At 37.3% G+C, this 26694-nt stretch carries 24 protein-coding genes; 5 read left to right on the plus strand and 19 right to left on the minus strand.

Features of this window, described 5'->3' with window-relative positions; translation table 11 throughout:
* Positions 1-382 precede the first annotated feature (382 nt).
* Positions 383-1783: a 23S rRNA (uracil(1939)-C(5))-methyltransferase RlmD gene (gene rlmD, locus PQ479_RS13715; RefSeq protein WP_047989710.1), complete on the minus strand. Its 1401-nt coding sequence runs from the start codon at positions 1781-1783 to the stop codon at positions 383-385.
* Positions 1784-2037: 254 nt separating this feature from the next.
* Between rlmD and PQ479_RS13720 the strand changes: the two genes are divergently transcribed.
* Positions 2038-2400, plus strand: a complete 363-nt coding sequence (locus PQ479_RS13720; protein WP_047989711.1) for a hypothetical protein — start codon at positions 2038-2040, stop codon at positions 2398-2400.
* Between the two features lie 1490 nt (positions 2401-3890).
* Here the strand turns inward: PQ479_RS13720 and pdaA are convergent.
* The 6 genes from pdaA to PQ479_RS13750 all read right to left on the minus strand — a co-directional run bounded on the left by pdaA (position 3891) and on the right by PQ479_RS13750 (position 9464).
* Positions 3891-4667 carry a delta-lactam-biosynthetic de-N-acetylase gene (pdaA, locus tag PQ479_RS13725; protein ID WP_047990069.1) on the minus strand — a complete coding sequence of 259 codons (777 nt, stop codon included), beginning with the start codon at positions 4665-4667 and terminating at the stop codon, positions 3891-3893.
* A gap of 184 nt (positions 4668-4851) precedes the next feature.
* A complete protein-coding gene (locus PQ479_RS13730) occupies positions 4852-5799 on the minus strand; it encodes a GNAT family N-acetyltransferase (RefSeq protein WP_047989713.1) in 948 nt (315 codons plus the stop codon).
* Positions 5800-5815: 16 nt separating this feature from the next.
* Complete coding sequence (locus PQ479_RS13735; protein ID WP_047989714.1) at positions 5816-6529, minus strand: PIG-L deacetylase family protein; 714 nt, start codon at positions 6527-6529, stop codon at positions 5816-5818.
* A gap of 147 nt (positions 6530-6676) precedes the next feature.
* Positions 6677-8221: a fumarate hydratase gene (locus PQ479_RS13740; RefSeq protein WP_047989715.1), complete on the minus strand. Its 1545-nt coding sequence runs from the start codon at positions 8219-8221 to the stop codon at positions 6677-6679.
* A 395-nt stretch (positions 8222-8616) separates the two neighbouring features.
* A complete protein-coding gene (locus tag PQ479_RS13745) occupies positions 8617-9270 on the minus strand; it encodes a histidine phosphatase family protein (protein ID WP_273717039.1) in 654 nt (217 codons plus the stop codon).
* A 5-nt stretch (positions 9271-9275) separates the two neighbouring features.
* A complete protein-coding gene (locus PQ479_RS13750) occupies positions 9276-9464 on the minus strand; it encodes an SE1561 family protein (protein ID WP_047989716.1) in 189 nt (62 codons plus the stop codon).
* 186 nt (positions 9465-9650) lie between these two features.
* Here PQ479_RS13750 and yfkAB point away from each other — a divergent pair, with 186 nt between their 5' ends.
* Complete coding sequence (yfkAB, locus tag PQ479_RS13755; RefSeq protein ID WP_047989717.1) at positions 9651-10766, plus strand: radical SAM/CxCxxxxC motif protein YfkAB; 1116 nt, start codon at positions 9651-9653, stop codon at positions 10764-10766.
* Between the two features lie 34 nt (positions 10767-10800).
* Here yfkAB and PQ479_RS13760 read toward each other — a convergent pair whose 3' ends face one another.
* Both PQ479_RS13760 and PQ479_RS13765 read right to left on the minus strand, forming a co-directional pair.
* Positions 10801-11649 carry a YfkD famly protein gene (locus PQ479_RS13760; RefSeq protein WP_047989718.1) on the minus strand — a complete coding sequence of 283 codons (849 nt, stop codon included), beginning with the start codon at positions 11647-11649 and terminating at the stop codon, positions 10801-10803.
* 585 nt (positions 11650-12234) lie between these two features.
* Entirely contained in the window at positions 12235-12615 is a 381-nt protein-coding gene (locus PQ479_RS13765) for a hypothetical protein (protein ID WP_047989719.1), read from the minus strand.
* Between the two features lie 240 nt (positions 12616-12855).
* Here PQ479_RS13765 and PQ479_RS13770 point away from each other — a divergent pair, with 240 nt between their 5' ends.
* Positions 12856-13866, plus strand: coding sequence for a M20/M25/M40 family metallo-hydrolase (locus PQ479_RS13770; RefSeq protein WP_053070456.1), 1011 nt, complete (start codon positions 12856-12858; stop codon positions 13864-13866).
* A gap of 53 nt (positions 13867-13919) precedes the next feature.
* Here PQ479_RS13770 and PQ479_RS13775 read toward each other — a convergent pair whose 3' ends face one another.
* Positions 13920-14072: a hypothetical protein gene (locus tag PQ479_RS13775; RefSeq protein WP_273717040.1), complete on the minus strand. Its 153-nt coding sequence runs from the start codon at positions 14070-14072 to the stop codon at positions 13920-13922.
* A gap of 197 nt (positions 14073-14269) precedes the next feature.
* Positions 14270-14683: a hypothetical protein gene (locus PQ479_RS13780; RefSeq protein WP_047989720.1), complete on the minus strand. Its 414-nt coding sequence runs from the start codon at positions 14681-14683 to the stop codon at positions 14270-14272.
* 197 nt (positions 14684-14880) lie between these two features.
* Between PQ479_RS13780 and PQ479_RS13785 the strand changes: the two genes are divergently transcribed.
* Positions 14881-15024, plus strand: coding sequence for an FbpB family small basic protein (locus tag PQ479_RS13785; protein ID WP_083991309.1), 144 nt, complete (start codon positions 14881-14883; stop codon positions 15022-15024).
* A gap of 549 nt (positions 15025-15573) precedes the next feature.
* On the opposite strand, the gene PQ479_RS13790 is transcribed toward PQ479_RS13785, so the two are convergent.
* The 3 genes from PQ479_RS13790 to PQ479_RS13800 all read right to left on the minus strand — a co-directional run bounded on the left by PQ479_RS13790 (position 15574) and on the right by PQ479_RS13800 (position 18847).
* A complete protein-coding gene (locus PQ479_RS13790; protein WP_047989721.1) occupies positions 15574-17370 on the minus strand; it encodes a M3 family oligoendopeptidase in 1797 nt (598 codons plus the stop codon).
* A 374-nt stretch (positions 17371-17744) separates the two neighbouring features.
* Positions 17745-18275, minus strand: a complete 531-nt coding sequence (locus PQ479_RS13795; RefSeq protein ID WP_047989722.1) for a chromate transporter — start codon at positions 18273-18275, stop codon at positions 17745-17747.
* Positions 18272-18847: a chromate transporter gene (locus tag PQ479_RS13800; RefSeq protein ID WP_047989723.1), complete on the minus strand. Its 576-nt coding sequence runs from the start codon at positions 18845-18847 to the stop codon at positions 18272-18274. Before PQ479_RS13800 ends, PQ479_RS13795 begins: the two co-directional genes overlap by 4 nt.
* Positions 18848-19076: 229 nt before the next feature.
* Between PQ479_RS13800 and PQ479_RS13805 the strand changes: the two genes are divergently transcribed.
* Positions 19077-19526, plus strand: coding sequence for an Lrp/AsnC family transcriptional regulator (locus PQ479_RS13805; protein WP_047989724.1), 450 nt, complete (start codon positions 19077-19079; stop codon positions 19524-19526).
* Positions 19527-19583: 57 nt separating this feature from the next.
* On the opposite strand, the gene PQ479_RS13810 is transcribed toward PQ479_RS13805, so the two are convergent.
* From PQ479_RS13810 to PQ479_RS13830, 5 genes are all read right to left on the minus strand, one after another.
* Entirely contained in the window at positions 19584-20879 is a 1296-nt protein-coding gene (locus tag PQ479_RS13810) for a hypothetical protein (protein ID WP_047989725.1), read from the minus strand.
* Between the two features lie 15 nt (positions 20880-20894).
* Entirely contained in the window at positions 20895-22196 is a 1302-nt protein-coding gene (locus PQ479_RS13815; protein WP_047989726.1) for a hypothetical protein, read from the minus strand.
* 15 nt (positions 22197-22211) lie between these two features.
* Positions 22212-23324 (minus strand): DUF58 domain-containing protein, encoded by a 1113-nt coding sequence (locus PQ479_RS13820; RefSeq protein ID WP_047989727.1) that lies wholly within the window; start codon positions 23322-23324, stop codon positions 22212-22214.
* Positions 23324-24292, minus strand: a complete 969-nt coding sequence (locus PQ479_RS13825; protein WP_047989728.1) for an AAA family ATPase — start codon at positions 24290-24292, stop codon at positions 23324-23326. Before PQ479_RS13825 ends, PQ479_RS13820 begins: the two co-directional genes overlap by 1 nt.
* 1038 nt (positions 24293-25330) lie before the next feature.
* Complete coding sequence (locus PQ479_RS13830; RefSeq protein ID WP_047989729.1) at positions 25331-26692, minus strand: aldehyde dehydrogenase; 1362 nt, start codon at positions 26690-26692, stop codon at positions 25331-25333.
* Positions 26693-26694 lie beyond the last annotated feature (2 nt).

The raw sequence follows: 26694 nt of genomic DNA on the forward strand, positions 1-26694 counted from the left end.
TCTATAAATTTATTCTAACTATGTTCCCCCCAAATAAACTCATCCGAAATCACCCACTTCAAACCCCCATTCCACCGTTCCAGCTAAAATAAAGTTTTCCGACAAACCCTCCTTTTTCGCCTTTTCCGGATCAAAAATCACCCGTTTTTCACCTCTTTTCCACCCGTTTTTTCACGTTTTTTTCGCAGTTAAAATAAAATTTTCCGATAATAGAAGAAGGAAAATTAAAGAAAGAGATATTGGAAAACCATTGATACTGTTCGTTTTCAGACGTTTTAGACAGAAAAAAGACCCGATTTCGGAGATGTTTATTCTCACAAAATTCGAGTCTTTTTTCGGAAATGTTTATTCTGTTTCGGAAGACTTTATTATGGGGTTACATTCACAATACTAACTCCGTCACACTCTCTACTTGTGCTGTCCATGGGAACATATCTACTGGCTGGATGCCTTTGACTTTGTAACCCGCTTTTCGTAGCAGCTCCACATCTTTGGCTAGTGTCGAAGGATTACAGGACACGTATACGACACGTTTTGGTTTTACTTCAATGATTGATTGCAAAAGCTTATCATCGCAGCCGGTTCTTGGCGGATCAACGAGAATGACATCTGGCTTCCAGCCTTCCTTCACCCACCTTGGTAACCATTTTTCTGCTGACCCCACCTCATAACGCACATGCTCAAATCCGTGTTTCTTAGCATTTTTTCTAGCGTCTTGAATAGAATCCTCAATGACATCCATCCCTCTTACTTCAGAGGCTTTGTCTGCTAGCCACAGTCCAATCGTTCCGACACCACAATAAGCATCAACGATTTTTTCTGTTCCAGTCAGTTTGGCCGCTTTTTGTGCTTCATTATAAAGCTTGACCGTTTGTTTTGGATTTAATTGAAAAAATGCTCTTGCCGATAAATCAAATGAAATATCCCCTAAACGCTCTTCGATGACTTCTTCACCATCTAAATGAACCGTTTTATCACCAAAAATGAGCGAGGTTTTCTTATTATTAACATTTAACTGTAAAGATGTTACTTCTGGTAGACGCTTATTAATTTCCGCTGTTATTAAGTTGAGCCTCGGTATATTCATATCCGTTGTGACTAATACGACCTGCACTTGGCCTGTCTCAAAACCAACTCGAGTTACAATCGTTCGAATGAGACCGCGTCTTTTTCGTTCATCGTAAATAGAGACTTGGAAATCATTCAAGATTTGCTTAATGACGGTTGTTACTTTATTTGTCGTCTTATGTTGAACGATACATGCGGATAGATCAATAAGTTCATGGGACTTTTCAGCATACAAACCGGCAATCACTTCTCCATTTTTTTTACCGACCTGCATTTGACTCTTATTCCGATAATACCAAGGCTCCTCCATACCAATTGTTTCTTGAACTTTGATTTTATCTAACGAAAGCTTTGAATAGCGTTCAAATGCTTGTACGATAATATCTTTCTTTGCACTCAAGGTGCTTTCATACGTCATATGTTGGAGCTGACAACCTCCACATTGATCATAGATAGGGCAAGGGGGCTCCACCCTATTTGGTGAAGCTTTACGAACCTTACTAATTTTTGCCTCAGAGAATTTTGTGCCGACCTTCGTTACTTCGGCGACAATTTCTTCTTCTGGTAACGCTCCTGGAACAAAAACAACCTTCCGTTTAAAATATCCGACTCCTTCTCCATTAATGCCTAGTCTTTTGATCGTTAATGGAAAACGCTGTCCAACTTTTATATGAACGTCTTCTTTTGGTTTATGATATCTCTTTTTTTGATTCATTAACAAATTCCACCTTATAACAGCAACTTTGAAAAATACTCGATTCTTTTGATATATGCCCTCCATTATAGCATGTTCAAAAAACTTCCTAAACTTTCTAGAACGGAACTGTTTCTTTTTTTGTTACAATGACAGAACATAAGGCAAATGCTTATTATACATAATTTTATTCGTAAGTTGTGTTGATTTAATAAGTTCTGCCATAAAAAACTTTTGAAAGCGACCTTTTGTTTGCTTTTTAAGGAGAGATTGTTTTGTCTATACCTACAGATGTTGCTTCACTACAAATTATGGCCCATGTTTATCAAAAAAATAGTGCTCAATCTATTTATGAAAAGACGGTAACCAGTTTAGTAGAAAATGTGCCTTATATTAATTGGGCTGGGATATATTTATATGAACAGCTAGACCATAAACTGGTAGCTGCTTCCTCATTTGAGAACGATATTAGATGGGAATGTAATGGAGAGCTCAAATTTCCAATTATGAACCAAGAAGACAAAGAGATTGGACTTATGCTTGTCCGCAGTCTACAGCCTATTGCGTTTGACGTGACGGATGTAAGTACACTTGAAACAATTGCCAAAGCGATTGGACATGAAACCCTTTTAAACTAAATGTGGGAGGAGACTACCTTTTGTGGACGGTAGTCTTTTTTATATGAAAGTTAACTAAAGCTCAAGTGCTCTTCTTCGAAGATCGCTCCGGGAATGGGGGCACGCTTTCCGCAGGCGGGCGCTGAGCTAACTTGCTTACGCAAGTGGATCTCAGCCTGCCCTTTCCTCCTGCAGGAGTCGGCCTCCCCATTCCCTCCGCTTTGGCTAGTGCAGGCTTCTTGATTCGTACACTTCTCATACAAATGAATAAATAAGAAATAATTAAAGCTAACAAACCAAGAAGCAAAATCATATTGTATGAAAAGCCACCAGTTAAAAGAGCAAAACCATACTTTCGTTTTTGTTGGTGGCGGAGTGACTGGGGCTTCTTCAGTCTTTTTCGTGCAGTTACTCACCTTCTTCCTTCGAGTAACTGACATGTTTGGCCTTTTTCGTGTAGTTACTCACGCTTTTCCTTTGAGTAACTGACATGTTCGGCATTTTTCGTGCAGTTACTCACGCTTTTCCTTTGTGCAACTGACATGTTTGGCCTTTTTCGTGCAGTTACTCACGCTTTTCCTTCGAGTAACTGACATGTTTGGCCTTTTTCGTGTAGTTACTCACGCTTTTCCTTTGCGTAACTGACATGTTTGGCCTTTTTCGTGTAGTTACTCACGCTTTTCCTTTGAGTAACTGACATGTTCGGCCTTTTTCGTGCAGTTACTCACGCTTTTCCTTTGAGTAACTGACATGTTCGACCTTTTCCGTGTAGACTCTTTGGTTCGTGTGCTTCTCTCGTTCAAAAAACCTCATTGAAAAAAAGCCACCAGTTATAGAGCAAAACCATACGTTCATTTTTGTTGGTGATGAGTTGCTGAGCAAGTCATCATGGCAGTTTTGTATGAAAGTTACTTGGGAGCGAAAGTTTGTGTCTTGAACTGGTCATCGGTTCCTTTGAGTTATTAACATGTCCGGCTTTTTTACCCATGATTATATGTGACTAGCCATTTTCATCGACATGATCTCGTCCTTTTTTGCCCTTGATCATGTCGACCTACTGCCTTCATCGACATGTCGCAACGTTACTCGCGGCACATCACTTAAATAACTGTCACGCTCGCTCCTTTTCATGCAGACCCTCTGGTTCGTACACTTCCCATACAAAACCAAATGAATTGATAAGTCAAAGTTAGAGAGCCAAACGCTATTTTCATCTTTGTTGGTGGCGAAGTGAATCGGGCTTCGCATGTGGGTTCTGTATGACGTTACTGCTAATGCTGATATAGGTTTAACCTTTTAATATTTGTATTACCATGCCATCTGTCACAATGTTGTACTGGATTTTTTGGCTTCATGATTTCTTTATCTTTATCTTTGCAGCCTCAGCATTGATCTCTATTTTTCCTTCGCCATTGCTGCGTATTTTCATTTGCTCGGCATCTGAATCATACCCATGAATCATCAATTTCGCCCAAAATAAAAATAGCCCCCAAAAGAGCTATTTTAACTTATTATCTTGGAAATGGGAGCTGTTCCATTTGTCTTTCAAACATTAAGTCATCTAAGCTTTTAAATTCATAGCCTAATTTCCTTGCTTCGTCAATGACGCGTGGTAATGCCTCGGCATTATCAGATGATACAGAATGAATAAGCATAATAGCACCAGGGTGAATACGTTTCATGATGTTGTTATAGGCATATTCTCCACCCTTCTGTGCATTCACATCCCAATCTTTATAAGCCATCGACCAAAAAACATTCGTATAACCGAGCTTATTGGAAAGCGTTAAGCTTCGTTCACTAAACTCACCTCGAGGAGCCCGTAGATAATTCATTTCCTTAACGCCCGTTAGCTCAGTGAATTTCTTTTTAACTTTATCAAGCTCCTCAATCAGTTTACCATCCCCTACTGTAGGTAAGCTTGGATGATGCCAGGAATGATTTCCCACAATATGACCTTCTGCAACCATCCGTTTAACCAAGTCTGGTGCCGTTTCTAAGTAATGACCTGTTACAAAAAAAGTAGCTGGTACTTTTTTTGCTTTTAGAACATTTAAAACCTCTTCCGTATAACCATTTTCATAACCATTGTCAAAGGTTACATATAAATGTTTCTGTCCTGTATTCCCAATAAAAATACCACCCGTTTTATCTAAAAGCTCTTGATAAATCGTTTCAGTCTTAACGGGAACATTGTTTTTCGCTGGGATATAGCTCCAGTTATAGGACTGCTCAGCGAATGCTGTAAGTGGGAAGGAGCCAAAAACGAGCGTGATGCATACGCTCATACACAATACAGAAATTAAGTGCTTCACAACTCATCATTCCTATCATTTTTTGCTTAGTTTCTCACGAATAACTAACATTATTCTCACAAACCCTAAGTCAAGAAAAGGTAGCAATAAAAATGGCTAGAAATGCTTGAATTAGTTTCAGTACATTTAACTTTTTGAAATGAGCAGCTATAAATCACTATGTTAATTCTTTTTTCATAACGTGGAAGCGTCTTGTAACCGAAAAACCAGCTTTCAGGTATAGGTGACCCGCAGCAGACTTTTCACTCGTCCACAAAAACCAGGCATGATGCAATCCTTCTGAACGCATTTGTTGTAAGCAATCTTGCAATAAAATTTTACCTAAGCCTTTACCTTGCATCGTTTCCGCTACACCGAACGGCCCAAAACGCTCTGCAATTCCTTCATAACCACCGTACATACAAAAACCTACAACCTCACCTTTAAACCTAATGACAAGTACTTGTCCCATCGGTAAACCTTGTAAGAGCCCTTCTCGAATGGCCCTCCCCCAGTCGGGATTAAATTGTTGATTAGCAAATAAGATAATTTCATATATATCTTGATTTTCCAGTTGTTTGAACGAAAAACCTTCACTTTCTCTTAAAGCTTTTAGTTGCTCAATTTCTTTATGAGGCTTCCATTTAATAAGACTCCTATCCATAGCAACAGGTGAATAAAGTTTTTGAAAACCTTGTTTTAACAAGAACTGATACCCTGATGGATAAGCCTCTTCATCTAATCCAGGTAAGATGTAATTAGGTGCATAGGAGGCAAAAAAGACGGATGTTCTGCCTAACTCCTGTAAAAAAAACTCTGCATCATGAAATAGTTTCGACGCCACATCTTGTTTCTGATAATCTTCTGCAACAAAAAAGAATGGAATCCACCCATTGTCAGTCTCCAAATTTACTCCGAGTGGCACCAACCTGCGCACAGCATAAACAACACCAATAAGTTTCTCTTTAACAAAAGCTAGACGTAAACCTACTGGATCAAAATTGGCATCTAAAAGAACTAAATGACTAAACCTTTTGGGTGTTATTGGATCTTCTTTTAACGTTTTATTCCAAAGCTCAACAATTGCCTTTTCATCTCCAGACTGATAATGACGAAATGTAAACATTTTTATCCCCTCCTCTTTATATTTCAAATCCAGGAATATGCGAACCCTTTCGTACATTCTGCCCACGTGCCATTTTTAATGTTTGTGCATACTTCGTACGATTTAAACACCCTCGCATCGTACCCAACGCTTGATAATAATCATAATACCGAAATGACGTTGAATTCATAATAAACCAGTAATGGGACAAAGCCTCTAGATACGTCTCGAATTCTTCGGTCACATCAACATATATATCCGGAACATACTCCTCCATATCCTCCCAGTTTTCACTGTGAAAATAAGGATAATAATGTGGTGGAAGTCCATCGAGTTCAAAACCAACTAACCCTGTTTTTAACTGGGCGGCCTGAACAATTTGCTGACATAACATATGGTCAGGATGGATGCTTTTTTCCCAGTGTGTAATAACTAGATCAGGTCTCAGCCTCCTCATATGCTTAGCTACTTCCGTTATTATTTCATCACTTAAAACTAATTCCGCATCTTTATAATTTAATGTAATACTACTGCCACCTAGTAATTTAGCAACTTGATGTGACTCTTTAATTTTTTGCACACGGTACTCATCCACAGACATGTGAGTGGGATTTCCCTTCTCACCAGCTGTTAAATGAAGGAATGTAACCTCCCAGCCAGCTTTTGCATATTTATGGGCGATAGCACCCGCTTGAATCTCTGCATCACCACAATGGGCACCAACTACGACTAAGCTTTTTGTTGAATTCATTGGATCACTCCTTAAAATATAATGAACAAATTAATGATACAACCTAAAATTATATTTTATATAGCACATGATAACTAAATATTCCGACATATACATTGTGAGAAAAGCCGTCCTTTTTATTGACTAAAATGGACGGCTTTTGAATTTTTATTTAAACACGGGCTCTTTAAATTGAGCAAGCTTTTCTAAAGATGACTTATCGACATCGGCATGTAAGCTATTTCCGTGTGAATCCATCGTAACAATAGCAGCAAAGCCTTTTACGTCTAAATGCCACATTGCCTCAGGAATTCCGAATTCCATTAAATCTACACCTTTAACTTCTTTTATACAGTCAGCGTAGTATTGAGCCGCTCCACCAATTGCATTCAAATACACTCCACCGTGTTCTTCTAATGCTTTTAAAGTTTTTGGTCCCATACCACCTTTACCAATAACAGCTCGAATCCCAAATTTCTTCATAATGTCACCTTGGTATGGCTCTTCTCGAATACTTGTTGTTGGACCAGCAGCTTTAACAACCCAATTCCCTTGCTCATCCTTTGCCATAACAGGACCACAATGATAAATAATTTGACCATTTAAATTTATCGGTGCATCATGATCCATTAAATGATGGTGTATGGCGTCACGGCCAGTGTGCATCATTCCATTAATAATCACGACATCTCCCACTTTTAGCTCGCGAATCTTTTCCTCAGTGATAGGAGCTTCGAGTACAACTTCACGGACACCATCTTGTTCCTCGGCCGCGGCCGCAACTTCTTCATCCGTTTGGTTAAGTTCAACTTTTTCCCCATCTTTATATAACCATTCTTGAATCTCGCCTGTCTCTATATTCAATACGACACCAAGACGACGGTAAGCCCAGCAATTATAGGCTACGGAGACGAAGAAGCTTGCTGGTAAGCGGTTCATCGCTCCTACTTTACAGCCTAGTAAAGTGGCTTCTCCACCAAATCCCATCGTTCCAATACCAAGTTTGTTCGCATTTTCTAGGACGTAATCTTCAAGCTTTTGTAAGTCAGGATTTGAATTGACATCATCGACCGTACGGAAAAGCTGTTCTTTTGCAAGCGAATAACTGGTTGTACGGTCACCACCGATACCTACTCCGATAAAACCTGCACTACAACCTTGACCCTGTGCTTGATAAACGGAATGCATAATACATTTTCTAATACCATCTAAATCACGACCAGCTCGTCCTAATCCCTCGAGCTCAGCCGGTAAACTGTACTGAATATTTTTATTCTCACAGCCTCCACCTTTAAGTATGAGACGGACATCGATAACGTCTTGTTCCCATTGCTCGAAGTGAATGACAGGTGTTCCTTCACCTAAATTATCACCTGAATTTTTCCCAGTTAAAGAGTCAACCGAGTTGGGACGCAACTTAGCATCCTTTGTGGCCTCAGCAATGGCTGCATATATCACTTTTTTCATCTTGATTTGATTGACACCAACAGGCACTTTAATTTCAAATGTTGGCATACCTGTATCTTGGCAAATTGGTGAGATTTTCTCATCTGCCATTTCAATATTTTCTGTAATTGTTCCTAAAGATAATGCTGCACGCGTGCCTGCATTTTCTTTTTCTTTTGCTGCCTTTATTGCTCGTCTAACATCATTCGGTAAATTCGTTGATGTTTCTACAATTAATTGATAAATACTATCATGTAACTTCTCCACAACATCCAACTCCTTTTTACACTTGAAGATTTGAATCATTTGCAGCTTTACACTATACCGTTCCATTTGCACATCTCACGGCATCCCCCATAAAGCTTATGACAAAACTCGCACTCTATTATTATACTCCTTGTCACATTTTTCTTAAAGGTTAAAATGTAAACGAATTCACATTGTATTAAAAAATGAAATGGCTAGGGGTGGGTTTTTGTATTGACGTTAGAGCTGATGCTCGTAACCCTGTGATTCGGCTTTTGCTCAGAATTTCTAACGCTTTTTCACCTCACAACCTCCGTATATTCTATTATGCCACCCCACTTATTCTCTCTGCCTTTGTCCAGTACAAAAAACCAAAAGACCCTTTCTCGAATTCGACAAAGGGTCTTTTGGCTATTTTATAAAATATCTATTTTTCTATCGGTCATCGCATTTAGCTGGTCACGGAGATGTGTTCGGTCGTTCATATAATGTAAATATGGCTTACCAGTACCACGCGGCCATTCTAAATGAGTGACACTTGTATTACCAAACCGAAATGGTCGATGATAATTAACCCAGTCTTTTCCCGTTAAAATATACATCATCAGCACGCTTAAAAAGCCACCATGAGAAACAATTGCTACGTTTTTATCACGATGTGCAAGGAGGAGCTGATCTAGTAATGTTTCACACCTTGCCTCTAGCTCTGCCACTGTCTCTGTACCAGCAATGCCTGAAGTAATCAATGATTCTTTATTAGCTTCAGGATATTGGGCATAAATCTCTTCCCGCGTTTTTCCTTGTAATGGACCTAAATGTACCTCACGGAGCTTTTCCCAAGGTTGGGCAGCCATACCTTTCGTATCGGCAATTGCTTCGGCCGTCACAAAGGCTCTTGTTAAATCACTTGTATATAAATAATCTAAATCAACCTTTTTGAACCTATCGCCAAGAGCTATTGCCTGCTTCTCACCTTCCTCAGAAAGTGGAAAGTCCATAGTTCCTTGAATTCTTTTTAAGCGATTCCCTTCAGATTGAGCGTGACGAATTAAATATAAATTCATAGACATGATGCTTATTCTGACCAATCATGTCTAAATTGCTTACATTTATTTTCAATCTCATCTAACATTGAAATCAGACGATCAATTTCTTCTACGCCTGCTTCTTCAGGATCGATTGCATCAAGCATCGTCATCACCATTTCAAAACGTGCTTGTAAATAATGTACTTGCTCACTTTTATTATCTATCGCTCCACCCATTCTATCTCGCTCCTATCTATCATAAATATGTAATATTTGTACGAATTCTAACCTTCAATAAGTTTAACAAAATATGCAATAGCCCACAATGGAAGATGTTATCTATTAAATCTAGATCTTTTGAAATGAACCGATATGCGTTATGATGAAGAGTGAACGTTGAAAAGTTAAAGGAGTAGGATAACATTGCTACATACTTCAATACCTCAGATAACTCCAAAATTTGACCCTTGGGAAGCTTATCAGGATATCGAACAATTCGGCCATCTCGAATTAACGAATATAGAATTTACGACAACAACTTTATGTAATATGCGCTGTGAGCATTGTGCAGTTGGTTATACTTTATCACCAAAGGACCCGAATCCACTTCCACTCGACCTACTCATTCAGAGGCTCGATGAAATTCCTCATTTAAAAGCATTTAGTATTACCGGTGGTGAACCGATGCTTTCAATGAAGTCGGTTAAAAATTATGTCGTGCCTTTATTAAAATATGCCCACGAACGTGGAGTTCGCACTCAAATCAATTCCAATCTCACACTTGATTTAAAACGATATGAACTCATTATTCCATATTTAGATGTTTTACATATCTCTTTTAACTATGGCTCTGTTGAGGATTTCCAAGAAATTGGCTTTGCCGTTATGGATAAAAAACCTTCACTTACTCAGCGCCAAGCGATGTTTGATCGTATGGTTAAAAATGCCAAAGAACTAACAAGCCGAGGAGTTATTGTTTCCGCAGAAACGATGATTAACAAAAGAACTTTACCTCATTTAGAGAAAATCCATCAACAAATTGTAGACATGGGCTGCCAAAGACATGAAGTCCACCCTATGTACCCTAGTGATTTCGCTAGTGCCCTTGAGGTTGCTTCATTAGAAGACATCCGCTCTGGCATTCATCGTTTACTCGATGTTAGAGACTCAAATACGTGGATGTTATTCGGTACTTTACCTTTTTATCCTTGTAGCGATCGTAAAGAAGATTTACTTTTACAGAAACGCTTACGAGAGGAGCCGCATGTAACAGTTAGGAATGATCCAGATGGTCGCTCTCGCTTAAATGTGAATATTTTTGATGGAGAAATTATCGTGACGGATTTCGGTGATGCACCACCACTTGGAAATATCCAATCGAATTCACTTCCAAGTTCCTATAAAACATGGGTTCAATCAGATATTGCTCAATCTTTGAACTGCCATTGTCCAAGCGTCAAATGCTTAGGACCTAATCTTCTAGTAAAAGATGCCTATTATCCAGAAATTGATTTCACGAAGCGATCTACAAATATATAATCAACAAAAAAGGCAGCCTTTTGGGCTCGCCTTTTTATCTTGGTTGGTTTGAGGACATAAATGTAAAAGATAAATGATCCTGTATTGGAATCCATGCTCCAATTCCTTGCTGGGTTATGTTTTTCACTTCAATCGACGATTTACCACCTTTAAAAGTTAAGAAAACTTCACCATATGTCACTTTACCCGTTTCATGTACAGCGGGAACATAGCTATTTAAATAACCTACTTGGCTAGGCGGAACATTATACGTTTGTTCCTTTTTAGTTCCTTGACCAATAACCGTATCAAAAGACAGCGGCAGATGAGTAACTTCAGCGGCTTTAATCATCATCATTTTTTGTACAGCTTCACTATTAGGAATTTTTGCTGTTAGACCACCGTTAATTTTTTTCTGTTGTTCTTGGTAATACTTGAGCTTATGAACAGCATTACCACCGCGATTATCTACATAGTTTGTATTAACCTTTTGAAACTCCCAGTTCACTTCGGTTCCTTCAGATTCATAAGATAAAGGCCATTCCCCTAAGTAAATGGAGGCTCTGAAACCAATAGCCAATTTAGGAAAAGAAATCGTCGATTCATTTAAAATCTTTACTAAATCAGGGTTTTTAATACTTACCGCTTCACTTGTATCAATTAATCTTTGTGCGAGTTCACTCGGCTTTAAATAAGGTAATTCTTGGGTCGGATTTGTATACGTATTGTCCTTTCCAATGTTTAATACAGAGTTAGGAATCTCAAATGACTTTTTCTCATCAGGTGTTACCTCAGACGATTTTTGTGGCTCTTCTTCATCTTTATTTATTGTTTCTGCATACACATGTAAATGTAAAGTCAACATCATACTTAACATGACACTTAAAGCAAGAAATCGCTTCATTGTTTTTCCTCCTTAAAAATTACTGATCGATGTCTAGGTTAAAATTAGTTTGAGCGAACTTGCTTAAAATTATCCAAAGGAGATAAAAATATTGCAATCGACTATTTCCGAGGAAATTCTTACATCTATCATTACTAAAAAAACTCTAGACCTAGGCCTAGAGTTCTTCTGATTAATGGTACGTATTTTTTTTATTGGCAGAACTACTCGTTTTATGTTGACTGTTTTGGTTTTTGCCTGACTTTTGTTTTCTTTTTTTCTTTTCGCTCATGCCTATCTCTCCCTACCATTGAAATAGAAGAAGATGGCCAACGAAATGTGACCATCTTCTTAGCTAATCACAGCTAATATTCAATCTACAATCTGGGGTAGAAACGATTTTTGTCTTTTGGAGACACCTCATCTCATTTTGATTAACAAAATGAAAAATCCTTATCCCTGTACAATAGAATCACCTCATAGGTAATCACACAACAAAAATAGCTCTTCACCTATTGCAACTTTGAACAACATGCTATATGTGATTAGTGATTGAGGAAGCATCACTGCCTGCCTCGATTATTATCATGTCCTCAAATAAAAATGCTATTCATGATTTTTATTTTTTAACTCTTTGATTTCTTGAGCACTTTCTTTTGTGGCTTTATAAAGCTCTTCAGAACTTTCCTTGAGGTGAGCGGCACTTTCCCCAATTTTTTTTACATCCTCGCTAATTCCGCGGACAACCTCTGATACCTCATTTGCGGTCACGCGCACTTGGCTGACAATTTCCTCACGGTTATCTCGAACAAACTCGTATGCATTAACGGAACATTTCTTTAATCCATTGGCTTCAGAAATTACTTTTTCACGCCAATCCTTCTTTAATAAAACAGCAGTTAAGACAATAGCTCCTCCAATCCATAGCCCTTTACTTAAAGAGCTACACTTCTTAGTTTTGCAAACTTGCTTGTCCAAATTCTCCATTAGAAAAGCCTCCTCATTTCAATCGAATATCATTATTTTACCAATAATTCGGCAAAAAAAGAAATAAAACGAGATTTTGAATAAATATACAAATATTCAATAACTAAAATAAATACACCAACGACAAACGGCTATTAAACACACATTTATAAACACACAAAAATAATGATTGTATTTATACTAATTATGATGTATATTCTTGTAGACAACTTTGAAAACCAAGATAGGTGAGGGATGTAAATGAAAAAGATGAAGTTATTTTCGATTATGCTCATCGGTAGTGTGCTACTAATGGCATGTGGAACAAATGAAGACGAGACAAACAATCAAGCTGAAGACGATGTCACTACGGAGGAGAACACTCCGACCGAAACATCTGAAGAAGAACTTCAATCTGGTGAAATCGCATTAACACATGTTGAATATTTATCAGGCGAACTTGGTCAAAGAATTGCCGCTTCTGAAACAGAAGAAGAAGCCGGACAATATGTAAAAGACCAATTTGAACAGTTAGGATACGAAACAGAAGTACAGCCTTTTACGTATGAAAAAGATGAAGAATCTTTTGACTCAAAAAATATAATCGCTTTTAAAGAAGGTCAGTCTGAACAATCGATCATTGTAGGTGCTCACTTCGACTCTGTCTCAGAAGGACTTGGTGTTGATGACAACGCTTCAGGTGTTGGTGTAATGTTAGAAGCAGCTGAACGCCTGAAGGACATTGAAACACCTTACTCTATTATTTTTATTGGATTTGGTGCAGAAGAAGTCGGATTAAAAGGTTCAAATCATTATGTGAGTGAAATGTCAGCAAAAGAAGTAGAACAAACAGTTGGTATGATTAATTTAGACAGCTTAGTTTCTGGTGACAAAATGTATGTACACGGTAGTGCAGGAGAAAATAGTTTTATTCGTGATTTAGCATTAGACTTAGCAATTGAGCACGACTTAGACATTGAAATTAATCCTGGTTTAAATGCCGATTACCCTGAAGGGACAACAGGTGACTGGAGTGACCACGCAGCTTTTAATGCAGCAGGTATCCCGTATGCTTATTTCGAAGCAACAAACTGGGAAATTGGTGATTTAGATGGCTATACTCAAACAGAAGAACACGGGAGCTTCTGGCATACCGAAAACGATACTTTAGAAGTAATTAATGATAAATTCCCTGGAAGAGTTGAAGAACGTCTTGCCTCATTCTCAACACTATTAACTGAGTTATTATTAGCTCTTGAAGAAGCAGAATAACGAAAAAGTCTCTGAGCCCTGTTTATATGGGACTTCAGAGGCTTTTTCAATTTTCAATTATATGTTCTAAGCAGACCATCACCAGCTTCAGTCAACTCAAATTTATTTGATTCTTCTGGTTGCTCTTGTAGCATTTTTAACTCATTTGATAAAAGTTCTACCCTTCTTTGGATATCTTCAATTTTTTTCTGTTCTGAAACGGTCATGATTCTCCCTCTCCTTTTCAATTAACTTAACGAGCACTCGTTCAGTCCCTATCCAAATTTCTTATTTTTATAATATTCTAACAAATTACTTTAGTTTTGTAAAGAAGCTTTGTGTTAAATAACTAAAAAGTTAAAGCTAAGGCTATTTCACACCTTGACTATTAGCATGGTTGCCTTCCACTCATTTTATTCTTTATTTAACGTTCCAATTGCTGTATTTGATTCAGTATATAACCTTCCCTTTCAAAGTAGTAAATCAGTGTCCGTAAATATTGCTGTTCAAAATCACTGTTTGCCTCATTAAGCAAATTCATAAGTCGACGTAATCTTTGATGGTATTCATTAATTTGCTCAACAATACCTTCTTGATATGTGGCAGGTCGGGAAAATGTAACCTGATCGACTGTCGCACCCTTTCCACTTATTGTTGTATAAAAGCTTTTGAGCCAATCATAGTGTTGCCTTCGACTCGCTACAAGCACTTGCCACATTTCTTTGACTTGTGGACTTTGAGTTCTAGTTGATAAGAAATCCAATGTCAAAATATCAGGGCTCTCCGTTGTTAATAATTGTACTAATTGACCTTGATTAATTTCTCGTATTTGATTCATTTATTCACTTCCTCTTCTCCAAATCTTTACAGTCATTTTATGTGCTGTATGTGTTTAGTAGAAGCTAGGCGATGATTTTCATGTTTTTATAAATTAATTTATAAATTTTCAAACAATTGTAATAATATCCGTTTAAAATATGTGATTTTACTGGTATAATAGTACTAATTACATTGAATACTTAAAGGACTGATTGGATGAGAAAACAAACCAACACGCTTGAAGAACTTATTAAAGAGAATAGAGAGAGACTCTTGAATGACCCTAAGGCATTATCTGAAATTGAAAAGAGAATTGATGAACGCAATGAAGCCAAACTGAAAATTAATAGTAAATCGTAATACAAGAGAGTAGGTATCATTATCTACTCTTTTTGTATGAAAGTTCAATGAGTAATGCACTGAATCTCGTCAAGTTCACTTCCAGTATGACAGGTTACGACTAATCATTAAGCTCAAGAGCTCATTGTGACATTATGCCCCTCGAGTAACTGGCACATTCAGCCTTTTTCGTGTAGTTACTCCAAGCTTTGACGTCCGTATCTTCACATTAACCTCCTCTTTGTGCAACTACTCCTTGCTTTCACCTCCTTATTTTCACATAAAACGCCGCTTTGTGCAGATACTCTGTGTTTTGGCGTTCATATCTTCACAAACCTTTATTAATCGTTAAGTTGGCGATAGCTGACTTTTAGCGAAGTGAATTGGGCTTGGCCATGTCGGTTTTGTATGGAAGGTATCTAAAGGCTATGTATCTTATTTCAAAAATCAAGCTGGGAATGAACTCATATACAATCCACTAAATAAGAAACTGAAAATAACTGTGATTGAAGTTCACCTATTTAAAAAAGGCTTCATCAGAGTTTATCTGAGGAAGCCTTATTTGTTCTTTTATTGTTTTACTTTTTCTTTCGTCAATTCCAAAAATTCTTCGATATCTTCTTTGACTACATTGAGTGCGTCTTGCCAGAAATCTGATTGAGTTAAATCGACTCCAAGGTGTTTTTCAGCTAAGTCTTCCACTTTCATGCTCGCTGTATCTCTTAACAAGTCAATATAGGAATCTTCAAATTCTTCCCCTCCCGATAAGGCACGCTTATAAATTCCTAGACTAAATAAAAAGCCAAATGTATACGGGAAATTGTAAAATGGTACACCTGTTATATGAAAATGAAGCTTAGAAGCCCAGAAAGTTGGAGAATACTCGCTGAGTGCGTTACCAAAGGCCTCTCTTTGCGCTTCTTCCATTAATTGATTTAAATCATTTGCCGATAGCGTGCCATTTTTTCTCGCTTCATAGAAATTTTTCTCAAATATAAAACGTGAATGAATATTCATAAAAAACGCTAATGAACGTGAGATTTTATTTTCAAGTAAAGATAATTTCAAATCTTCTTGTTCAGCTTCTTTTACTAGCGCATCAGAAACAATATTTTCTGCAAATGTCGATGCGGTTTCAGCCACATTCATCGCATAACTTCGAGCAAAAGGTTTTAACCCTTTTAAGCAATGGCTATGATAAGCATGACCTAGTTCATGTGCAAGTGTTGCAACATTAGCCAAACTACCGTCATATGTCATAAAAATCCTTGATTCACCATCTTCTCCGGATAGTGGCAAACCTGTACAAAATCCGCCTGGTCTTTTTCCTGGTCTATCTTCAGCTTCAACCCAACCATCTCTTAATGCCATCTCTGCAAAGTTTGCTAATTTAGGACTCACAGTTTTGAAGTGTTTAATAATTACATCACAAGCATCTTCATAACTGATTTTTTGTTCCCCTTCAACAGGCAACTGAGCAAATACATCGTAAAAGGCTAGCTTTTCAACATTTAATAACTCCGCTTTCCGCTCCATAAATTGGTGCAGCATAGGCTTATTCTCTTCTATTGTGCTCCACATCGTTTGTAATGTTTGCTCTTGCATTCGATTGATAGCTAGTGGTTCTTTTAATACCTCATCCCAACCTCTTGCTTCATAAAGTTGCAATCTAAACCCAGCTAAAGAATTTAAAGTTGTAGCAAACGAATCAGAATTTTGTTGCCACACGTCTTCAGCTACACCAAAAGCTTTCTGACGAATAGAACGGTCAGTATGGTTCATTCGATTTTGGATTTGTCCTGCAGATAACTGCTTTACCTCACCATCTTCTTCAAAAGGAAACTGCAACTCTCCAACTAGTTGATTATAAAATGAACCCCAGGAATGGTAACCATCCAACGCTAATTTCGAAGCTAATCGCTCTTGTTCTGGAGGTAATTTATCACTTGCTTTATCTCTCGTTTCATTTAAATAAAAAGTAATAGGTGCTAATTGTGGCTGTTGCAGAAGTTGTTGCCATTTTTCTGACGAAAATTGAACGATTTTTTCTTCAATTTCTGTCCATATTTGTTGGATATGATTTCCGTATGTCCGTATTGTTCCTTGCCATTGTAGTGCTTTTTTGTCCTGAACATTTGCAGCAGTTAAGCAGCTAATGAAGGCACCTGCTTGCCTTGTTCTACGCATAAGTTGCTGGATTTCATCAATTAATTCAGCCAGTTCTTCAACTGAATCACCTGATTGTTGAACACGGCTTTTAAATTTATTTATGTATGCTTTTGTTTCTTCTATAAATGAAGCAAACTCTGTTGATTCACTTCCTCCCGCAAAAACACTTTCTAAATCCCAAGTTATTGGATACTTCATAAGTACTCCTCCTTATTTATTTCGATTTACGTAATATTTATTTTATCAGAATAACTTGAAATTTTCAGTATTTTTTTATAATATTTTCGGAATTTGTATGAAAGTAATGCTAATGATTGGGTGCGGAGTTCTACTTACCGCTACTGAAAATCATGCTCCACGACAATCACGTGGCGCTGAGCTAATCGGCTACGCCGCTTGATCTCAGCTCTGCCACTATGTCCCACGGGAGTCTCCGCATGACTCGCCCGCTGGGTGACTGCTCATTCTTAAGTACAAATTGCATTCATTCAAAGAAATAACAACAAAAATAAAGTGAATGAAGAGCCACCTATTAAAAGCTAGAGGTCAAACAACAATAGTCTCTCCAGCCATTAACCTAAAAATAATGCTCCATATAATAATGCTCCAGCGATGACAAAGGCTGGATGAACTTTCCATTTTTCTAATAATAAAAAACTGGCTATTGCTAAAAAAATCATTTGCCATACACCTGAATTCTCATAAGAAGCAAAGAAAAATTCATACGCCATTACACCTAATAAAACGGCAATTGTTGGTTTGACAATAATGGTCATTCGTTTGACTTTTGGTGAATTTTTAAAACGGTATAAAAGGGACAGTAGAAATACCATCGCTAATAAAGAAGGGGCTACTGTTGCCAAAAGAGCAATACTAGATCCTAGAATACCCCCAACTTCATAACCAATGTACCCAGCCATTTTCGTTGCAATCGGTCCGGGTAATGCATTACCTATCGCTAATAGTTCACCAAATTGTTCGTGCGACATCCATTCATAACGATTGACAACCTCTTCCTGAATGAGAGGAATCGTCGCTGGTCCGCCACCATAACCAACAATTCCCGGAATAAAAAAGGCTAAGAAGATCTCCCAATAAATCATTTAGCTCCTCCTTTTTCTTCCTTCTCTTTTTGCTTGTCAGGTTTGGCCACGGCACAAAAGAGTAAAACCGCAATAATGATAGCAGGATGCACATGTAAAAATTGATAAAGAATTAAACTCAATAAACTAAGAGCCAACATTCCTCCAATGCCTAGCCCGCCTTTAGATTGTTTTAAAAAGTTGTAAGTTAATACCGCAAGCATGACGCCAACAACAGGAGCAATCGCCTCGGTCATTCCCATAACAACTCTAGAATCCCGAAACTGACTAATTAAACCAATCAAACCTATCATCAATAAAACAGTTGGTAGGATCGTTGCTAAAACGCCGTTGACTAACCCAAACCAGCCACCCACTCGATAACCAATATAGCCACTCATTTTCGTATTAATAGGACCCGGTAATGCGTTTCCTAGAGCCAAAACATCACTAAACTCCTCATCATTAAGCCATTGATACGTATGAACAACTTCCTTATGAACAAGAGGGATCGATGAAGGACCACCTCCAAATCCAAGAATGCCTGAGCGGAAAAAAGCAATAAAAATATCTCTTTGTTTTTTCCAGTCCAATTTAACTTCACTTCTTTCCATTTGATAGTCTAAAACACTATTTATTCACTATTTTGATTATAGATGAATCAATATAAGTTTACAAAAGTTTATTTATTTACTGTAAATCGACCAGATAGATAACCAACCACAACTTACCATCATTTATTAGATCATTTATAATAGATAAAACAAGAATATACAAAATGTTCGGTCTAAAATTTAAATATTGATGGAATAGGGGATTTTTATGAAAATTGATGAGATAGACAGAGGAATTCTTACGCTTCTAACTGAGAATGGCCGCATGTCTTACGTTGACATTGCCAAGAAATTAAATTTATCGAGAGTAGCCATACGAGAAAGAATGAATCAACTAATGGAAAACGGAGTCATAGAGAAATTCAGTGTTGTTATAAATTCAGATAAAGTCGGAAAGAAAGTATCTGCTTTTTTTGAAGTTGATTGTGAGCCAACTTATTTGGTTGATGTTGCCCAAAAATTAGCGGATAATCCTAAAGTCGCTAGCTGTTATCAAATGACAGGGCCCAGTACCTTGCATATGCATGTATTGGTTAAAGACTTTGAGGAGTTAGAGAATTTCATTAATGAAGAGTTATATAGCTTGAAGGGTATTAGCCGAGTGGAAAGCCATATTTTATTAAGACGTTTTAAAAGTAGAAGTGGTCTCCAACTTTAAAAATGATTAATCCATAAAAAAGCCTATTGGTGAAATATGACCAATAAGCTTTTTTTATTACTGCTTATAACTTGCTTTCATTTCTGTTACCCATTCATGTAAAGTATCTACTTGGGTGTCACTCACATTTGCTCCATAATGGTAACGGGCAAGGTGATATATTTCATCCATATTTTTTATTTCTTTACCTTGATAACCCTCAATATTCACTTTCTCTAATAGTTCATGAGCCGTTTCGTTCAAACTAATTGACGTACCCATCTTTTTTTCTTTCAGCATTAATTCTATAAATAGAAAACGAACCTTCTCCTCATTAGAAGAAAAATCAGCTAACTTCCTCTTTCGTAAGTTTCTTCTTTTCATCCATAAGTGATAACGACGCTTCCATTTAGCCAATGGGTCGAGTTGCATCGAAACATCTTGAAAACCTTGCTCTTGATCCGGAATCTCATAATGAAATAAGCCTACTAATTTAATTTTTAACCATTTGAAAAACGATTTTCTCACCATAAATAGTATGATAAGACCTATAATACCTACTAATAGGATCACTCCAATGACATAAAGTGATAATAGTGGTAATATCGACTCTTGCTGCTCTGGAAGTTCAAATTTCCCTTCTACTACTACTGGTTCCTCTTCCATCAACTCCTCAGTTAGCTCAAGTAGGCTCCCTTCTGGATGTGTTTGAAAGCTAGAAAGGGTCGACAAGAACCATCCCCAAATCCTCTCGATAATCTGATGATAAGCTAATAGCAATAAAAGAATAAAGAAACTACAAATATAAATGAAATTCTGTCTTTTGGTTGCTGGAGTTAAATAGGCTTTACCTCGCTCAATTAAGGTTGCTTCCTTTAAGAATCTCCTATTTTTATACAAAACCATACTAAAAATAAACACGAGCGCCATCATATTGTAAGCCCATTGAAATGGAACTAGAACCGGATATAAGTAAAAGGCGACGGAAAAAACTAAATAAAAAGCACAGCCATATAGAATATAGTGAAGGGGCACCATATCCTCTACCACTTCTCTGCTATAAAAAAAACCACGTAAGCTCACAAAAAATACGGTAGGTATTAGAAACAGTGTTGATATGATAGAAACTGGCATCATAATCGATAATAGGCACGCTATGACGAATGAGATTATAATCTGTATTCTACGGTCCTCAATGAGAAATCGCATACCACACCATAAACTAAAACCGAATATCAGATAAAGTACTAATAACCATAAATAGGCCACGATTGATTGAAAGGCAACAGCAGTCAAAAAGAAGAGAATCGGAAAGAATACAAATCCCTCTAACACTCCTTTGAACCACTTTTTAAAAAATAATGAAACAGGCATGCCCCCACCCCTTATTTAATCACTTTCTTCTAGAGAGATAAGCCATTTTCGCAACTTCTCAACATCTTGGTCATTAATATTCGTTAACCCATATCTTGCTAAATGGTACTGATCGTCTAAGAGTGATTTCCCTAATTTCTTTTCCTCTATTTCAATCAATTTTAAAATCTCATGTGCAGACTGGTCTTTACGTACTTGTAACCCTTTACCTTGCTTTTCAATAAATTCTCTAAAAATAAATCGGACCTTCTCTTCATTTGTTGTAAAATCATCAATCGATGGTTTGCTCACAACTTTGGATTGCAACCAATTTTTCAATCGGTTCCCAAGCTGTTTGCTTAATTCCTTTGCCGACATTAACTTTTCTTTTTCATCGACAAAAGCTTCATCATCTGGTTTTTTTGTAAAAAAACCTTCTCTAATATCCGTTAACCATTTCATCAACGCTTTTGATTTAGTCAGGAGATAAACGATAAAAAACAGTAAGCCTGTACCAAGAAATGCAACCATAATTGCATTTAACCATGGGATCTCATTATGTTCCTCATACCCTAGCTCTTCCATTATTAATTCATCTTCTTCACTTTCAAATTCAGGAACAAGTTCATCTACATCTCCAATGTCTGGTGGCTCTAATAATAATAAAAGTTGAACAAAACCATTCCACAATGTTCGAAATAAATCTTGAATATACCCACCTGTAAAAATGACCAAAATGACAGCTAAGAAAATAATTAGATAAAAGCGATTCTGCCTTTTTGTCGCCCTACTGAGAAAAGGATTTACCTTCCCCGTTAGGGTTGCTTCTTTTAAGTGTCTGATATTTGAATAGAAAAACGTAATGATTAAATAAAAAATACCGACTACATTTAAGACAACTTCATACGGAGTTAACAGGTCATACATTCGGTAAAAGAAGTAAGCAAAAAAGTATCCAACAAAGCCATACCACAGGAGACGAACAGGTACGAGCTCTTCAATTAGCTGGCTACTATAATAAAAACCTCTCATATTTAACAGCAGAACAAAAGCAAAGAAAATAAAATAGCCAGGACTAATCGAACTTCCTAAGAAGAGGTATGTAGCAGCTATTGATAGTAATAAAGAAAAAATAATCTTCCATATCCGCCGCGTTATTTTTAAGCTCATCCCGATGAATAAAGAAATCGCAAATATGATTGGCACTGACAAAAGCCAATACACGACCTTTTCCGTTGAAGGTAACGATGCTACGCCTACATATAACAGCAGTGGAAAGTAAGCCAAATATTCTAAAAATGACTTAAACCATTTTTGAAAATAGAAACCAAAGTTCATTTGTGCTCACCTCCACTATGCTTGTGCTTGCTTTGGCTGATTAGCCCCATCTAACCACATAACCTTTACGCTATTACCAAGTCTTTGTAAGCTTTCTATTTTATTTTTAGCATCACTATCTAATTGTTCAGTCAATATAATAATGTCTTTGCCCTTCTGTCTTCTGTCAACGTCCTCTTGTAAAAATTGAGCAAATGATATACTAGTTGCTAATTGAGCTTTCGCTAACGTTTCATACAAATGATGTAAATGTGGTCTTCCTGTTCGAGCTGCTAGTCGGATCGGTTTACGGAAACCGTTAAAGTCCCCGCTAAATTCTAAAGCAAAGGAATTTCCACCAAAACCTGTTTCAATTCCATGATTAATCGTATAAGTAGCCAAAGTGGCTGCATAGGATATCGCTTTTTCCATTTGTTGCTCATAATTTACCCTTGACCAGTTCATATAATTTTGATCAAAATTAATGTAAATGAGCAGATGATAATTCGCTGTATAATCCTTCTTATTCACTTGCAAATCTCCCGTTCTTGCTGAAGCCTTCCAGTTTACATTTTTGAATGTATCGCCATGTGCATATTTTCGGACACCAGCATTGATGAACGGATCCTCCATAATCCACCTTCTTACAATCGTATCTCCTTGAAAGCTTTTTGAAGGTAAAGGTAAATCCTTTAATTCAACTAATTGCGGATATACAACTAAGTTACATTTAATATGAAGCGTCTCAAAAACTTGTACAAAGCCAAATAAATCACCACTTGTCATTGTCACTGTCTTTAATTGATAGAACCCTCTTTTTACGCAATGAATTTGGTGCCTACGTTTTATCTTTTGATATGGTGCCAATGTGAATAAGCTGCGATGATAAGCTTCTCCAACAATGGAAAGATTTTTTTGTGATTTAAAAACCAAACTTTTATCCATCTTTGATTCTAAACGAATCCATGGTAGTGGAAGAAGCTTTTTATTAGCAATCACTTCGGTCATCTCTGTATTCTCGCCGGCAAAAACAGCTCTATCTTTAATCGTTCTTTCGTATTCTATTCCTTGTAAACTCTTTTTTTGATAAAGAATCATCTGTAAAAAAACGAGTAAAAAAGTGATCGCAATGAGTGAAGCTACTGCCATTACTGGTTAGTCCCTTCTAAAAGTTCCTTTTCAACTGGAACCTCGACCGTTGTTAAGATTTGCTCAATTATTTTTTCATTCGTATCACCGTCTTGATAAAGCTGTCTCGTGACAATTCGATGACTCAATACTGGTTTAGCCAGCCTTTTAATATCATCTGGCTCCACATAATCTCTTCCTTTTAAGGCCGCATACACTTGAGCCGCCTTTAATAAGGCTTGGCTTCCCCTTGGACTTACACCAAGTTCTATCTCATCATGATTTCTAGTCGCTTCGATAAGGTTCATAATATATGTAAGTAAATCATCACTAATATGTACGTCAGAAAATATATGTTGAGCTTGTTTAATGTCTTCACGACTTGCTACAGGTTGTAGCGTTTCAAGTGGATGATCACCTTTAAAACGACGTAAAATTGATATGCCTTCTTCTTTATTTGGGTATCCCATTGCAACCTTTACTAAGAAACGGTCCAGCTGTGCTTCTGGTAAAGGAAATGTCCCTTGACTCTCTACAGGGTTTTGGGTCGCAATAACCATAAAGGGTCGATCTAAAGTGTGGGTTTCTCCATCAATCGTCACTTGTCTTTCTTCCATACATTCAAGCAAACTCGATTGAGTTCTTGGTGTTGCTCGATTAATTTCATCGGCTAGTAATAGGTTTGTAAATAGTGGCCCAGCTCGGAATTCAAATTCACCTAATTTTTGGTTATAAAATTGAATTCCAGTTAAATCAGTTGGTAATAAATCAGGAGTAAACTGTACACGTTTAAAATTCATACCTAATGATTTGGAGACCGTTTTTGCAAGTAGTGTTTTTCCTGTTCCAGGAACGTCATCTAAGAGGATATGACTTGAGGAAAAGAGGCCAACTAATAGTAAATCGATGATATCATCTTTTCCTACAATGACTTTTTGTACATTTTCTTTTAATGACTGTCCTAGTGTTTGAATGTCTTTAATTTTCATCGCTGATTCTCCTTTTATATGAAAGTTACATGGGCGGTGCACATTTATCGAGATAAGTAGCCAAGCAAGCTTGGCTAACGACCAAAACACTTGGATTTTAGATTCTAATTCTTGAGCTACTACTCTCTCTTTTTTGTTGGTGTCGGAGCGGTTTGGCTCCGACATGGGCGTTTTATATGAAAGTTAGTGCGAACATAGAGCGTTACTGTTCGCTACAGAAATACTCGCTCTGCGACAATCGCGTGGCGCTGAGCTAATCAGTACAGCCAGCGGCTCTCAAGCTTTTTCCACTACACCACGGGAGTCTCCGCATAACTCGTCCGCTTGGGACTGCTCATTCTCATGTACAAATTGCATTCATTATAAGAAATAACAACAAAAACAAAGTGAATGAAGAGCCACCAAGAAAAAGGGAATATCCAACTTTCGTGTTTATTGGTGGCGAAGGGAATTGTGCTTCGCCGTGGGCGTTCTGTATGAACAGAGGTTTGGCTAGGTGGAATGTGAGTTTGCTCAAAAACATAGTTTTAAATACGAATACATCTCATTTAGTAGCGAAATATAATTATAGGACATATCGATTTCAAGCACTTCTCTGCGACACATGACAGCAGTTACAATCATTTAGACCGTCTATTACTACCTGTTTATTAATTGACATTTAAATGGATGAATATGAATTTATTTGCATATTCGAAAGTTTCCGTAAATATCTTAATTTTCAGTATAAATGATATAGGTATTTGCGTCTAGCGAAAGATCATTTTCAAATTCCTATATTCACCTTCTTTTACGAGTATTTTTATTTATATTTCATGATATTCTTTGGCTCTTTAGTAGAAAGACATTACCTATTGTAAATAGAGTAATGAAGTATAAATTATAAAATGCTCCAATCAAAAAGCTCGATGACTATGTGTTAGTCATCGAGCTTTGCTCGTTCATACTCTACCTACTAATCTAAGAAATCATCAGGATTTATTATTTTGTGCCCCAACTCCCCGTGCTTCATCATTGGCCTCCTCTTTTATCAAAAACTTATTCTACTAATTTCCTTAAAACCGAGGTTGTAAACTTGTTTTGTTTATATCGAACAGCTAGATCAAACTTTGTTGTTTGTTTTAAAATGCTTTTACGATGAGAGAATGCGGCAAAGCTTTCAAACCCATGATAAGCTCCCATTCCACTTTCACCCACTCCACCAAAAGGAAGATGTGGTGTTGCCAAGTGCATGACCGTATCATTGACACAGCCTCCTCCAAACGACAAGTTCTCTAAAACTTGATCAGCTAGATCTTTATTTTCTGTAAAAACGTAAAGGGCCAACGGATTCGGGCGCTCTCGTACCATCGCATACACTTCTTCTATCTTTTCATAAGTGAAAATAGGCAAAATTGGACCAAATATCTCCTCTTCCATTAACGGGGAATCTAATGCCACATTTTGTAGGACTGTTGGGTTTATCCGAAGGGCTGCTTCTGAATAACCACCGCCAATTAAAGTTTCTCCTTCATCCAAAAAAGAGACTAACCTTTCAAAATGCCGTTCACTTACAATTCGTACATATTTCCCTTTATTAATTTTATCTTTTTTAAATCTTTGTATCTCTTTATTTAAAGCCGCTAAAAACTCATGTTTAACCTCTTGATGAACAAGTAAATAGTCTGGTGCCACACAAGTTTGACCCGCATTAAGAAACTTGCCGAAAGCAATTCGTTTCGCTGCAACGTCTATCTTTGCCTCTTTATCAACAATCACTGGGCTCTTCCCACCTAATTCAAGAGTAAGCGGTGTTAATCGCTTAGAAGCAGCCTCCATCACTTTTTTTCCAACTGCGACACTTCCGGTGAAGAAAATGTAGTCAAAAGGCAGATCTAACAAGGCTTGACTCTCTTCAACAGCCCCCTCAACAGCATGAATATACTCTTTTGGAAAATGGTTATTTATCACATTTGTTATGGCTCTGGAAACATTAGGCGTTAATTCTGAAGGCTTGACCACTGCACAATTGCCAGCTGATACCGCTCCAATTAATGGGGCAAATGCTAATTGAACAGGATAATTCCATGGTGCAATAATTAAAGAAACGCCGTAAGGTTCATGTTGAATATAACCTTGGGAGCCAGTATGTGAGATGGCTGTCTTCACTTTTTCTGGTTTCATCCATTCTTCTAGATGCTTCTTCGTGTGGTTAATTTCTTGATATAGAAGCATCATTTCAGTTACATAAGCTTCATCTTTGGATTTATTGAGGTCTTTAGCTAGTGCATCAAAGAATAAATCTTCATTGGCCTTTAACACCTCATAAAGCTTGTCTAACTGTTTAAGACGAAACTCTAGATCCTTTGTTTCACCACGATAAAAATACTCTTTTTGCTTTAATTGTAAGTCAGCAAACATCT

This window comes from Alkalihalobacillus pseudalcaliphilus (assembly GCF_028610675.1).
In the GTDB taxonomy this organism is placed as follows: domain Bacteria; phylum Bacillota; class Bacilli; order Bacillales; family Bacillaceae_D; genus Alkalihalobacillus; species Alkalihalobacillus pseudalcaliphilus.